This window comes from Bacillus sp. NEAU-Y102, from assembly GCF_054788175.1.
In genome coordinates, this window is the sequence record NZ_JBTWFK010000013.1 from 161,391 (window position 1) to 175,101 (window position 13,711).

Sequence of the window (13,711 nt, forward strand, 5' to 3'; positions counted from 1 at the left end):
CAATATGTTAATTAATTACAATACTTTCTAAAAGGGGAATACATAATGAAAGCAACGAAACTCATAGCGTTGACAGTGCCAGTTCTATTATTGTTCGGTTGTGGGCTAGGAGATAAAGATTCTACTCCTAAGACTGAAGAAACTAGTAAAGCAATGTTGAAAACTACAATATCTGAGGAACAGTATCCAAGTTACATGTATGAACAATTACTAGATTTTAACTTTAATAAGGATGACATAATAATAGGTTTAGGTTATGCACTAAAAGGTGATGAAAAGTATAAAGAGGTATTCAAAACGGCAAGTATTTTGGATGAAGCTTTAGATCGAATGGAGAACGTAAAAGTACCTGATAAGTATAAAGACACGCATAAACTCATCTTAGAAGGGGTAGAGGATGCAAGAAAAGGTACAAAACCAATATTAGAAGCTAAAGGTAAAGATGTAAAAGAAGTTAGTGTAGTTATTGCGAATAGTTCTCCCCACCTGTTAGGCATGGATAGAGAACAGTGGAAAGAAGCAGTTTACCAATTAGCTAAAGAAAACAAGGATGATTTCTCTAAGGTATATGATAAGAAAGTAGAGGAACATCAAAATAGAAAGAGTAACTCGTAATCAATTATACAACACGATAAGGAAATATAAGAAAATGATGATCAAAAAGGTAAACTATTAAATTTTATTGAAGCTAAATACGAAGTTAAAGAAAAGAAATAATACATACTTAATATTTCTTTTAGGGCGCATCTTCATGAAAGTTGTACGCTCTATATTTAAAGGCTTTCGTTTAATGGGCTTAATTGTAAAGACTTAACTTAAAGCATTATCTAAAAGTAAACATAATATCCCTCCATGACTCTAATGGTACCATTAGCAAGGACAAATTTGAACAACTAGGATATTTATGTAAGTCAGATATAGTGTCTCTTTATCAGTTGCAAGAAAAAAAGTGGATCCCTATTCTCTCACATGGAATCCACTCTTTCTATTTCTACAACTCTATTTTTATACGTTCCTCTTCTTGTCCTTAACAGGACTGCCATCACTAAATCATTAACATAATTATCTTTAGCGGAAGTTAAAAGTTTTTATTTTCTTACACAATTAAAGCGCCCGTTAGTTAAAGATTATGGATAATTAATTTGAAAGTGTTTTATCTAAATACACCTTTTCTTTTGGAAAGCCAATCTTCTAAGGCATCTTCGTGTAGTTTTGTGAATAATTTTGGTATTTGGTCTATTGGGAAGTATTTTAAATCCAAAGTCTCAATACCATCTACAGTAAGTTCTCCGCCAATTGGCTTACATTGAAAACAATGAGTGATAGTCTGAGCTTTATCTCCGTTCGGAAACTCACCAGAATATTTAGAGTAGACACCTATAAGATGTTCAACCTCAACATTTAATCCTGTCTCCTCAAATATTTCTCGTTTAGCGGTTTCTTCAAGAGATTCTCCAAGTTCCATAGCACCACCTGGTAGACCCCACTCATTTCTATCTCCCCGTTTTTGTAAAAGAATTTCATTTCGTTCGTTATAAACAATACCTCCAGCAAAATTAAGAAATATTAAATCATGCCCTACTTTTCCCCGGATATAACGAATGTAGTCCTTATTTGTAGTCATAAATTCCCTCCTAATTTATATATAAAATACAAATCAATTATATAAGGATAGAAGAAAATGGTAACAAAAATGATAATATTCCTTATTCTCATAAGGAATTCGCCCTTTACTTTTTATCAATCTATGCGTTTTTTAAACATTTCTATTCTAATACCTTCATTTCCCGAATCCCCTTTCAAAATAAAGAGAACACCCTTTCTTAAAACAATTTTATCGCGGCTCTAAAAATTGGTGTCCTCTAGTTTTCTAGCCGGACTATATTCTATTTTCAAGCTCATTTCTATCTCCCCATGAATAAAACTCAGCATTCTGTTTATACTACAACTACATCTAGAGACACATCACTGTTTAGAGCGGCTAGGTTTTGTTAGCTGCTCTTTTGTTTTTTACACAAATAAAATCAATAACTCAGCATATAATATCTATGTAGCTAGATTATTACCTCTGTATCGAGCAGTTAGGCTGGGCTAACTGCTCTTTTATTTATGACAAAATGAAACTTTTTAACAGAATTACTTTCGTATAACATTTTCAATCTCGCTTACACTATAACTGTAACTTTAAGTTACACATCTATTACTTAGAGGGCCTAATTTTCTTTTGTGTAACAATTGGTTAGCTCATAAAGTTAACCAATTTGTTGCGTTAAATATTTTTTATTTCTCAATACTTAATACCTGGAATTAATTCTTATTTATTGGTATTAAACTATTGACATTGATTTTCCTCATATGCAATTTTTGAAAAGGCCTTTTCTCTCACATCAGGCCCTTTTATTTATAAAAAAAGATTATTTTATATAGATTACTATAAGCATCCATAAAGCCAAAGCACCAATGATAGCGAGTACTATACGTGTATATAGTATCCTTACTTCAAAGTCTGTTTTCTTGAAGATTTCTCGTAATGGAGATGTCTCAAAATGTTAGCTTGATGGGCATGGGATCCCGCCCACATTTTAACGAAAATATAAGCTAAGCAAATTCCAACATAAAGCGAGCCGAATTTTCTACCCTTAAGAAAAATTTCGGTTCGTTTTATGGTTTCATGACAAGTTGTTTACTGAACAATAAAGTTCTTTATTGGAACAGGCTACTTTCTTCAACAATCTGGCCCGATTGTTGAAGAAGAAATATAATAAAAATGCTTTTGATTGTTTTATTAAACGAATTAAACCGCAAAAAACAAGAAGAATCCCCCCCTTTTTACTAGTACACTAAATCCTATAAAAGGGGGGAGATCATGAACAATAAAGCCATTGGATTATTTCAAGGAATTGCGTTATACATTTCAGCTATTCTAGGATCAGGTGTCCTTTTTTTATCGGGGGTAACGGCCTCAATAGCGGGCCCTGCATCTATTGTATCCTGGTTTATCGTTATTATAATTAGTTTTCCGCTTGCTTATTCCTTTGCTAGTTTGGCACGGATATATCCTGATTCTGGTGGAGCAGCAACCTTTGTTAGAAATTCTTTTGGATATCATCTTGGCAATATCGTTGGGTGGTTTTACTTTGTAACAGCAGCAGTTGGTCAAACGATTGTATCTTTAACTGGTGCTTTTTACGTCAGTCAGGCATTTGGATTTTCGCATTTTGAAACAATTATAATTGCCGTCTTTATTTTGGTAATTGCAGGTGTTTCCAATTATTACGGCGTAAATGTTAGTGGTAAAGTTGCAGTGATTTTAAGTTCCTTATTACTGATTCTTTTAGCGTCAGCTGTATTTGTGGCGTTTCCAAGAATACAATGGGGGAATTTTACTCCCTTTGTTCCAAATGGATGGTTTTCTGTCGGGAACGCTATAACGGTTATCTTTTGGGCATTTTTTGGTTGGGAGGCGATTTGTAATCTGGCTGAGCACTTTAAAAGGCCAGAAAAAGATATTATCAAAGGAGCAGTTATTAGTGCAGTTGTCATTGGATTATTATTTTTAGCGCTAAGTCTTGTCACTATTGGAACGGCCACGTATGGCAGTCAAGAAAGCAACCTGTCTCCTATCGGTGTTATAATGGGAGGTACAGTAGGCGGAGGTGCCAAAGTCGTTACAGCTGTTTTAGCTTTAATTATTTGTACAGGGACAGCGAATGCTTTTGTAGCCAGCCTAACGCAATTAGGATATTCATTAAGCAGAGATGGTGCTTTCCCAAAATTTTTCTCAAGGCTGCATGCAACTACTCAAATTCCAAGACAGATGGTATTGTTTGTTATCTGTTTTTCGGTAGCAGGTGTGTTAGTGACAAAAGCTTTGTCACTAACGTTTGATGATATTTTGTTTATACCGACTTCTCTTGGGATTCTAGTTTATGTTCTTTCAATGGCGGCAGGCGTTAAATTATTTAGGAAGAACACACTGGCATGGTGGGCATCGTTAATCTCTTTCATTTTATGTTTGCTGGTGATTCCATTTTTTCAATTGTATATATTTGTTCCGTTAATTGTCGTGGCTATATATGTGATTTATATGATTTTAAGTAATAAGATTTTCGCCTACAAGGGAGGATTAAAATCTAATGAAAGATCAAAATAACCTTTCTAGAGATACCATGTGGAAAGCAACAGTATCATGTGATTCAGCGTATGACGGGATATTCTTTTACGCAGTCAAGACAACTGGAATTTTCTGCCGGCCTTCTTGCAAGTCTAAGGTTCCTAATTATGAAAATGTATCCTTTTTTTCAAATGCGCAAGAAGCTCAAAGGGCAGGCTATCGCCCATGCAAAAGATGCCGATCAGATCTAAATATAAAAATATACGACCCGTTCGAATGCGTTTTAGAAGATACTATGCGATTGATAAAAAATAATTATGTTCAAAACATGTCTTTAAATGAAATTGCATCAAGGGTAGGAGTTAGTCGTTTTCATTTAAATCGGAGTTTCAAAGAAAGAACAGGGTATACTCCTCGAATATATCTAGAAAGGATCAGAGTTAAGAAAGCAAAGGAACTGCTCTTGACAACGGTCTTTAATAGTACAGAGATTGGTTATCAAACAGGCTATCAAAGTGTATCTAGCTTTTATAATGCATTTAAAAGAAATACAGGATTTTCACCGAGTCAATTCCGGGCTTTCCATAGTGGAAATACCGTAAACCAAGAACTTGACTGAATTCACGTTCTTTAACAAAAGATAGCATGAATTAACAAGAGTGCTTTGTACTCATCGTATTTTTCGATAAATCATTACTGATTGATTAAAAGTAAACAACTTTGTATTGAACAATAATAAGCAATTTTTTCTCTGTTATAGAATTGTAGGCTTTTTAATTCAATCCTCAACAAACGGGCAGCATTATTGAACAAGTTTTATGAACTTTAGTGGTAGCATCATTAGTGAATTGCTTTATAACAACTAATTAAGGAGGGATAGAATATGAGAAATAACTTTCAAATCGTTGCGTTACAAGAGAAGGAGTTTAATAACCTAGTTCTAATGAATGAAGAAGTATTAAAAAATATCGGGGCAGTCAAAATAATAGCAAATAAAAATCCTGGATATCCTTGCAGGGTAAGTTTGAAGGATGCAGAGGTAGGAGAAGAGGTAATTTTACTGAATTACCAATATCATAGTGTTAATTCGCCTTATAAAGCAAGTGGTCCTATATTTATACGAAAGGGAGCAACTACTGCTAAGCTAGATGTAAATGAAATTCCGCATATGTTACATCATAGGTATCTATCTGTACGCGGCTACAATGCTGACTCAATGATTGTAGAAGCAAGGGTTACAGAAGGTGTAAATTTAAGAGAAAATATAGATGAAATTTTTGATAATAAAGAAGTAGAATATATTCATATTCTTAACGCTAAACCAGGATGCTATAACTGCCTTGTTAATAGAGTGTAAAAAAATTGAAAATGCAAAACTTCTATTATCCTATAAGGGGTACCACTAATCGCTATCAAGCTAATTCAACAAAATCTCCCCTAAAATGAAAAAATACGCTATTCTTTTTGTAGAATCATAGGAAAGGATGGCGTTTTTGTATGTCTATTTCTGTATCTGATGAATTACAACTATTTGCTCAAGAGATTCAAAGTTTTTTATCTCCAAATACCTTACGGGATCTTGCTAGAGATGTTGGTTTCGTGCAACGAACCAGTAAATACCAAGCAAAAGATTTAGTCGCTTTATGTATATGGATGAGTCAAAATATCGCTACAACCTCTTTAGCTCAGTTATCTAGCTGTTTAGAATCATCCACAGAAGTACTCATCAGTCAGGAAGGACTGAATCAAAGGTTTAATAAATCAGCCGTTCAGTTTTTGCAACATATATTGACTAACCTTCTAAATAACAAATTAACTTCATCTATACCACTTTCTTCTCCATACACCTCTGTTTTCAAGCGTATTCGCATTTTAGATTCCACTGCATTTCAGCTTCCAGATATATTTTCAACCATTTATCCTGGGCTGGAGGATGTAGCCATACTGCTGGGATGAAAATTCAACTTGAATATGACCTATTAAGCGGACAATTCCTATATATCCATACAGGTCCAGGGAAACAACATAATCGAACCTATGGTTCTCTGTGTATTCCAACTGTAGCACCAAATGATTTATGTATCCGTGATTTAGGGTATTTTCATTTAAAAGATCTTCAACATATACAACATAAAAAGGCTTACTCTTATCTATTAATAACTTTACATCGTCTTGCTCCTCTACAGATTAAACGCTCGGCTTCTCTTAATGAAATTGGAACAAGTACAGCTTCATCAACATCGTCTTCTACATCAAAAACCGCAAATGCTTCCCCACCCACGATTAAAACACAAATGAATTCTACTTCTAAATCATCATGAGACCTAGGAATACAATTAGAAATAGTACAACGTTGAATACCCCCTACTAACAATGTTCTAGCTTCTTGCTCAGATATTCGAATAAAAACAAATTCCTCTATGGCTACATTTCCAACTTCCACTTCAATTTCTACTAGAAGAAAGAATCTGTTTCTAATTTTCACATTTCCTATGTATACGTACACTTTCCAACACGCCTTCTAATTCCTCTTGTTTCGCTGTTCTATCAATTTTTGGTAAGAAAGATAATTGTTTAGTCATATAAGACCGCTCCTTTTTATTTTTAGATTATTTTTGTCTTATTGCTCCACGTCTTCGTTCATAACAAGGTCTATGCATCCCCATTAAATCCCCAATTTCACGAGTACTTAATTTCTCTTTTGGTTTTTTCTTCTTTTCTTGCTTGGATTTCTTTTTCCATTCATGTAACTGATTTTTTAACCCCTCCATTACCCCATCTCCCTTTTCAAAATAAAAAGGACACCCATTCGTAAAACAGCCTTAATTGCTGCTTTAATGAATTGGTGTCCTCTAGTTTTCTAGCTGGACGATATTCGAATGTTGTTTTAAATATCCCAATAGTCACTATTAACATCATTAGTATATTTGCTGATTTCCTTCTCTTTCCCACACTTTTCACATTTGAAATAACTAACTATCCCCATCTTACCAGTTTTAAAATCTTCATTGTCATGACTATTAATAAGTTTATATCTATGTATACATTTAGGTTCTTTTAATTTACCCAACCAATTTCCTAACATAAATTAATCCCTTTCCTCTCGAAGATATTCTTTCTATTCCCATCTTCTTAAGAATACCTTAGAAAATATTTCTAATAAATGTAACTTGGTAGCTTATTTTTCTTTAAACAAAAGGATTATTTTGTTAAAAAATTCATTCCAATTTATAACCACTATCTTTTTCTTATATTTTCCATTAAAATTTAATAGAAATATTTTGATAACAAAGGAGCAACCTATGAAGCATAATATAAATTTTTTGCTGGTATTAAAGGATTCTCTAAAGCAGGTAATTGGATAGCAATGCTTAGAAGCATAGTAACAGTTCTGCTAACATTGTTATTATCAGTGTTTTTAACACTAACTTTAATCGTTGGTTATGCATTAAGTTAAATGTAATTCTTCACGAATAAAACTAAATATTACGTCAATACTATACATGACATTAGATTTTCTCCTTGTTCCCCCTTGGAGATGAGCAGTTAGCTTTTGCTAACTGCTCTTATTTTCTACAATTGGTTTCATTTACCTGATGTATTTAACGTAATATTAAGTTACGATATAAACGAATAAAATATATTTGGCAGTTATACCATTACCCTAGGAAACTAGGGTTTTTATTTCTATAAAATGAAATTTTTATTGTAATTACTCACCCATAGTTTTATATTTTTCAAACATTCCATTCTTCCGGAGAGTATTTACTAGCTGCCTTATCGTTAATTCCGTTCTTCCTAATGCTAAAGCAATTCCCTTCACCTTTCCGAATCCATAATACTTACATATGTAGGCTAATTCTTTCGTTGTATACGGCTTCTTATGATTCGGATCGTAATCAGGATGATACTTCATTCGGCCCTGCGCATCATATTGAACTTCCACCCTGATCACTTTCCTTTCAAATGAAGTTTCTATTAAGCTACTTGATAAGCTTTACAAACCCATGATTCATCTTCGTCTGCATCATCCGCAAAGAATATTTCTACCTTCAATTTCAAACCATTCTCCATTGCGGCCGTCGCTTCAAATACTCTGCTTATATGGTCAAATTGCTTGATATCCTCGTCCTCAACCATTCCGAATTCTTCTCGGAGACTATCGTAGAATTTTTCTACTGCACTTTCTAAATCATACTGACTTTTATATGTTTGTTCGTGAATTAACTGGACCTCCATTTTCATTCTCCTTTTCTAATAAAATAGCGTTTTTGTTTAGTTTCACTCTAAAAGTAAAATTTTCATTTTTTCATTCAACCAAGTTCATAACATATTCTTTTCCCCCGATAAAATAATGATTAGGTGTTCCATGCGCATTTTATTCACCGGAAATAATACCTTTCACGTACTTACGTATTAGAAACTTCATTTCTGCTTCTTCTCCACTAGCAATTTTGTTCACTTTTTTGATACATTTATGAAACATTCACATGTTATCTTCAATATGTTCTATTCTTTTTGAAAAACCATGTGAGAATACCAAAATAAGAAGCCTTAGAGCCCTAACTCTAGGGCTTCTTGTTTTCAAATAAGGATTTTGCTAAAAAACTACACATTTATTAAGAACATGCATAAAATATAATGTGGTATTCTTTTTCAATATTAATGTTTATCCGAGAGCGCCTTGAATGGCGCTCTTTAATTTCCAAATAACATTTTTAGATAATTACGAGAGCGGATTTTATTATGTTGTACAAGCACTACTTCACTTTATTAAATAGACTATATAGATATCTAAAAGAAGGGAGCTTTAAATTCATATGGCTGATTACTTTTATAAAGATGGTAAAAAATATTATAAAAACCCATCACATTCCAACAATCAAAAAAATAACTGTTTTATTGAAACTCATACGATAGCTGGTTCTGCAGAAAATGCAAATGGAAATATACCTGTGTCAGTTTTCCTTGAAACCACCGCTCCACAAACTGTATTTGAGGATTTTACAAACAATCATAATAAAACATTAATTCAGTTATTCGTTGTCGGTATGAGTGCACCCGTTCAAGTAACTATTCTAACAAGAAGATCTAACGTACCAATTACTACTACATTACAACCTGTTCAAACAAAAATATTTCAAGTTGAAGATTTTCAAAGTCTTACTCTTACAAAGCAGGAAGGTTCTACTAGTGTAGTTAGTTTATTTGTTCAAAAAACATTTTGTATATGCTGTAACGATAATAACGATTCATGTGATGAATATTACCACGAATGTAATTGATATATTAAATCACCAGAAAAGCCCTTTATATAAAGGGTTCTTTTCCTTTTACTCCCCTCATTTTACCGTTTTTTATTATGTTTCCTAACTTACAGTAATGTCCTTAAAAAATTTTTCATATATATTTATCAAACGCACTTTAAAATCCCAGAGTTTCAAATAATTTCAAAAGTCGACTGACCAACAATATTCGACTCATCTTTAAAAACTTATTAAAAATAACTTAGATACAAAAAGGCTACGTTTTATATAAGATAAAAAATTATCTTACGCAAAGGAGCTTGATTATTTGTGAATTACCAAAATGATAACAACTCTAACATTCACAAACCTTGTTCTTGTCCATCTCCCACGGCTAACAGTTTAAATGTTGTTCAAACTACCCCATCAATAGTTTCTGTAAACTCTGCGATTCCACTAGATACCGTGGTAAATTCTAATGGTACGGCAATCTCATTCACACCACCAACAACTGTTTTACTTGAAGGTGGAAGAACCTATTTGGCAATCTATGAAGTGCAAGTTATTATTCAACTAGGAGGTAATTCGGCAGGTATAACTATGTATCTGAATAATAATCCTATCATTGGCTCAGGTACTTCTCTAGGATATACAGCCGGATTCACTTCTGTATCAGCACCCGCAATTTTCACTACACCTCCAGGTATAACAAGTACTCTTACTGTTAATGTAGGACCATATTCTAATACATTGAATACGTTGGGCTTAACTCTTGCTGTTGTAGCATTAACATAGTAAAATCTAATACTTTCTAAAATAAAATTCTTTGTCCTTTGACTGCCATTTTGGGTTAGCCGCTAAGAAACCGCTATAACTACATATAAAAAAATATTATTTGGATCGATAGTACTGGGTGACTCGGCTGACACAATTGCTGAGTCACCTATTTTTCTAAAATAACGCTTTTGTTGATTTTATAAAGTGAAACTTTAATAAGTGGGGGGTTTTGTTTATCCCCACTTATTATTAGTTGAACCAATCGGGCTTTTACTGGCAGTTGATCCCTCACTTAGCTTCTTTGCTTCCGCTGAATTTTGAGGCGGGGATCTTACTAACCGTTAATGCGGGATAAATTTAATAGCTTGTATATTTTTCTTCTCCTATGATTACAATCTTTATGAGTAATTAAGTATTGATTATACGTCCCCTAAGAACATCTCCATTTTGTTTACATATACTTTGAAGGAAAAAACATTAAACATATACCCACAAACATTTTAAACATAGTTGCTAAAATAATTTATCTAGACTTACCTAACATTTATTTTTTTAAAAGGAGGTACTTATGAGATATAATCAAAAATCACACTCCGCAAATCCGTGTGATAAATTCCAGCAGCCCTGCTTTATTTCTATATCCCCTTGTAATCAAAGTAATTGCTGTACTCCTGTTTTTTTCTCAAGTTCTCAACAACAAGAATTATTGCAAATAATAAGCCAATTAAATCAAGCTATTCTTTCTTTTTTTACAACACCAAATTCAACAAATATAGAAATACTCCAATCTGCATTACAGGCATTAAATAATTTATTAATAGCAGTACAACCAAGTACACCAAATAGAAATTTAGTTATAAGAACTATAAATCAATTAATCAATTCTTTACCTACTGCATCTCTCACTCAAATCTCAGCATTATTCCAATTTCTATTCCAAAGCTTGTCTTCACTTATCAGTTGTTCAAATATATCAGATCCCTTATTACAGCAAACGTTCAACCTAATTTTACAAGGAATCTTGAATAGTTCGTTATTGAGTAACATCGGAACGCCCGGGCCGACTGGAGCAACAGGACCTAGAGGAATTCCTGGCCCTAGAGGAGCTCAGGGGTCTCAAGGTGTGCAAGGCATTCAGGGACTTGAAGGACCGGAAGGGCCGGAAGGGCCTCAAGGTGTGCAAGGCATTCAAGGGCCTGAAGGACCTCAAGGACCGGAAGGACCTCAAGGTGTAGAAGGGATTCAGGGACCGGAAGGGCCGGAAGGGCCTCAGGGACCTCAAGGTGTGCAAGGCATTCAAGGACCGCCAGGGCCACCTGGGCCGACTGGTTCGGGTACCGGAATGGGAATTCCTGGACCACCTGGACCGACTGGACCTCAGGGTATACAAGGCATTCAAGGACCGGAAGGACCAGAAGGGCCAACTGGACCTCAGGGTGTGCAAGGCATTCAAGGGCCTGAAGGATTAGAAGGGCCGACTGGACCTCAGGGTGTGCAAGGCATTCAAGGGCCTGAAGGATTAGAAGGACCGACTGGACCTCAAGGTGTGCAAGGCATTCAGGGGCCTGAAGGACCACCTGGGCCGACTGGAGACTGTGAGTGTCCACCTGGACCAACTGGGCCGACCGGACCGACCGGACCAACTGGACCTGGATGTAATTTCCTTGTATATGTTACAAACGCAGGTGCAATCGATGACCCTGCAGATGATACAGTATCAGTGATTAACACCGCTACAAATACAGTAGTCGCTACAATTACTGTAGATAATGCACCTCTTGAAGTAACAGTTTCACCCAATGGGGCTCGTGCTTATGTTACTAATATTTTTTCCGATACCGTTTCCGTTATTGATACTGCTACTAATACAGTTATTGCTACCATTCCCGTTGGAGCTGATCCAATTGGCGTAGCTGTTTCTCCAAATAACACAACTGTTTATGTTGGAAACCACGCGAGTAATGACGTTTCTGTTATTAATGCTGCTACTAATACAGTTATCACTACCATCCCTGTTGGTATCGCTCCGCAAGGAATAACTGTTTCTCCAAACGGAGCCTTTGCATATGTTGCAAACGAATTAAGTAACACAATTTCTGTTATTAATACTGCTACTAACACAGTTACCGCTACCATTCCTGTTGGCATTCGCCCTAGAATAATCGTTTTCACACTAGATGGCACTCGTGCGTATGTCACGAATCAGAACAGCAATACTGTTTCTGTTATTAACACCGCTACCAATTCCGTAATTAATACAATTAGCGTAGGTACCGAACCCGTTGGTATAGATATTACACCAGGCGGAAACCTTATTTACGTTGTAAATAAGGTTAGCAATAATGTTTCGGTAATAAATGTGGCGACAAATACTGTGATTGATACAATTCCTGTTGCTTTATCCCCTGATCAGGTAACTATCATACCTGATGGCACTCGTGCCTATGTTACAAATCAAGGTAGTAATACCGTTTCTGTTATTGATATTGCCACGAATACTGTTATCACTAATGTCCCAGTAGGTGTCGCTCCAACAGGAATAGCAACTGGAACTATTTGTGAATAAAATGAAAAATAAACATAGTTTTTATTAATATCGATAGTATGTGATATTCTTTCTTTAATTACCTTCAAACAATCAGAATGAACCTCTATATTCTCTTCTTTTTTATCTTAAAGGACCTGCCGAGCAGTTTGCTGTTGTCAGCTGCTCTTTTTCTATAAAATTATAATTTTACATTTTTAGGGTTTCATGATGATTATTACCTATAAAATCATTACCCTTACAAAAAGAGCTATGAACCTTTCCACTCATGAACTGCACCCCAATTGTTAGACACAGTCTAACAATTGGGGTGCAGTTTTTCTATGGCTAAATTTACAGCTGATGAAAAAATACAAATCGTTCTACGTTATTTGAACGGAAATGAAAGTTATCGAGAAATGGGTAGATCGCTCGGTATAAGTGACACAATCATTTTGAATTGGGTAAACCAATATAAACAGAATGGTCTGGAAGCTTTTCTAAAACGATGTACAAATTACACACAACAATTTAAACTAGACGTACTAAACTTTATGATTGAAAACGGTATGTCCTTATTTGAGACGGCAGCTATCTTTAATATTCCTGCCCCTTCAACGATTTCTGTTTGGAAAAAACAGCTCGAAACACAAGGAATTGATGCCCTTCAATCTAAGAAAAAGGGGCGTCCATCCATGAAAAAAGATTCAAATAAACAATTAAAACAACATTTAGCTGAAGGGTCAGTCGAAGCACTTGAAGCACGCATTAAACAGCTTGAGATGGAAAATGAGTACTTAAAAAAGTTAAATGCCTTAGTTCAAAACAAGGAAAAATCACAAAACAAGACAAAGCGCAAGTAGTCTATGAATTAAGGCATAAATATTCGGTGAAGGCACTCGTGGAGCTAGCTACTATTCCTCGAAGCACGTATTATGATTTAGTAAAGAAAATGAATCGTCCAGATGTAGATGCCGATTTGAAAGCTGAGATTAAAGCGATTTATGAGGAAAATGAAGGTCGTTATGGTTACCGTCGCATTCGTGATGA

Annotated in this window: 13 protein-coding genes and 3 pseudogenes; 10 read left to right on the plus strand and 6 right to left on the minus strand. The window is 34.8% G+C overall.

Annotation, left to right across the window (positions count from 1 at the left end; genetic code table 11):
* Nucleotides 1-45: 45 nt before the first annotated feature.
* Nucleotides 46-615 (plus strand): hypothetical protein, encoded by a 570-nt coding sequence (locus ACYFX0_RS26620; protein ID WP_061667044.1) that lies wholly within the window; start codon nt 46-48, stop codon nt 613-615.
* Between the two features lie 538 nt (nt 616-1,153).
* Here ACYFX0_RS26620 and ACYFX0_RS26625 read toward each other — a convergent pair.
* Nucleotides 1,154-1,624 carry an NUDIX hydrolase gene (locus ACYFX0_RS26625; protein ID WP_000210489.1) on the minus strand — a complete coding sequence of 157 codons (471 nt, stop codon included), beginning with the start codon at nt 1,622-1,624 and terminating at the stop codon, nt 1,154-1,156.
* Nucleotides 1,625-2,866: 1,242 nt separating this feature from the next.
* Here ACYFX0_RS26625 and ACYFX0_RS26630 point away from each other — a divergent pair.
* The 4 genes and pseudogenes from ACYFX0_RS26630 to ACYFX0_RS26645 form a co-directional block, all read left to right on the plus strand.
* Nucleotides 2,867-4,153 carry an APC family permease gene (locus ACYFX0_RS26630; RefSeq protein WP_001060113.1) on the plus strand — a complete coding sequence of 429 codons (1,287 nt, stop codon included), beginning with the start codon at nt 2,867-2,869 and terminating at the stop codon, nt 4,151-4,153.
* On the plus strand, nt 4,137-4,733 hold the full coding sequence (locus tag ACYFX0_RS26635) for a bifunctional transcriptional activator/DNA repair enzyme AdaA (RefSeq protein ID WP_000654821.1): 597 nt from the start codon (nt 4,137-4,139) through the stop codon (nt 4,731-4,733). The genes ACYFX0_RS26630 and ACYFX0_RS26635 overlap by 17 nt, the downstream gene beginning before the upstream one ends.
* Before the next feature lie 264 nt (nt 4,734-4,997).
* Nucleotides 4,998-5,471, plus strand: a complete 474-nt coding sequence (locus ACYFX0_RS26640) for a DUF1203 domain-containing protein (RefSeq protein WP_106082073.1) — start codon at nt 4,998-5,000, stop codon at nt 5,469-5,471.
* Nucleotides 5,472-5,611: 140 nt separating this feature from the next.
* Nucleotides 5,612-6,258 (plus strand): annotated as a pseudogene (locus tag ACYFX0_RS26645) (IS4 family transposase); the annotation flags it as partial.
* Nucleotides 6,259-6,260: 2 nt separating this feature from the next.
* Here ACYFX0_RS26645 and ACYFX0_RS26650 read toward each other — a convergent pair.
* From ACYFX0_RS26650 to ACYFX0_RS26660, 3 genes are all read right to left on the minus strand, one after another.
* Nucleotides 6,261-6,620, minus strand: a complete 360-nt coding sequence (locus tag ACYFX0_RS26650; protein WP_016077596.1) for a hypothetical protein — start codon at nt 6,618-6,620, stop codon at nt 6,261-6,263.
* 103 nt (nt 6,621-6,723) lie between these two features.
* The gene (locus ACYFX0_RS26655) at nt 6,724-6,885 is read right to left on the minus strand and encodes a hypothetical protein (protein ID WP_106082072.1); all 162 of its coding nucleotides are present in this window, start codon (nt 6,883-6,885) and stop codon (nt 6,724-6,726) included.
* A gap of 116 nt (nt 6,886-7,001) precedes the next feature.
* Nucleotides 7,002-7,199 carry a hypothetical protein gene (locus tag ACYFX0_RS26660; RefSeq protein WP_000901426.1) on the minus strand — a complete coding sequence of 66 codons (198 nt, stop codon included), beginning with the start codon at nt 7,197-7,199 and terminating at the stop codon, nt 7,002-7,004.
* A gap of 85 nt (nt 7,200-7,284) precedes the next feature.
* Between ACYFX0_RS26660 and ACYFX0_RS26665 the strand changes: the two are divergent.
* Nucleotides 7,285-7,571 (plus strand): annotated as a pseudogene (locus ACYFX0_RS26665) (hypothetical protein).
* A gap of 255 nt (nt 7,572-7,826) precedes the next feature.
* Here the strand turns inward: ACYFX0_RS26665 and ACYFX0_RS26670 are convergent.
* Both ACYFX0_RS26670 and ACYFX0_RS26675 read right to left on the minus strand, forming a co-directional pair.
* Nucleotides 7,827-8,060 carry a hypothetical protein gene (locus ACYFX0_RS26670; RefSeq protein ID WP_000453747.1) on the minus strand — a complete coding sequence of 78 codons (234 nt, stop codon included), beginning with the start codon at nt 8,058-8,060 and terminating at the stop codon, nt 7,827-7,829.
* 32 nt (nt 8,061-8,092) lie between these two features.
* Nucleotides 8,093-8,353: a hypothetical protein gene (locus ACYFX0_RS26675; RefSeq protein ID WP_000453677.1), complete on the minus strand. Its 261-nt coding sequence runs from the start codon at nt 8,351-8,353 to the stop codon at nt 8,093-8,095.
* A 581-nt stretch (nt 8,354-8,934) separates the two neighbouring features.
* Here ACYFX0_RS26675 and ACYFX0_RS26680 point away from each other — a divergent pair.
* The 4 genes and pseudogenes from ACYFX0_RS26680 to ACYFX0_RS26695 form a co-directional block, all read left to right on the plus strand.
* Nucleotides 8,935-9,399, plus strand: coding sequence for an exosporium protein D (locus tag ACYFX0_RS26680; RefSeq protein WP_460272021.1), 465 nt, complete (start codon nt 8,935-8,937; stop codon nt 9,397-9,399).
* A gap of 291 nt (nt 9,400-9,690) precedes the next feature.
* Nucleotides 9,691-10,155, plus strand: a complete 465-nt coding sequence (locus ACYFX0_RS26685; RefSeq protein WP_106082608.1) for a hypothetical protein — start codon at nt 9,691-9,693, stop codon at nt 10,153-10,155.
* A 550-nt stretch (nt 10,156-10,705) separates the two neighbouring features.
* Entirely contained in the window at nt 10,706-12,703 is a 1,998-nt protein-coding gene (locus ACYFX0_RS26690; protein WP_106082609.1) for a YVTN family beta-propeller repeat protein, read from the plus strand.
* Nucleotides 12,704-13,005: 302 nt separating this feature from the next.
* Nucleotides 13,006-13,711, plus strand: a pseudogene (locus ACYFX0_RS26695) (transposase); the annotation flags it as partial.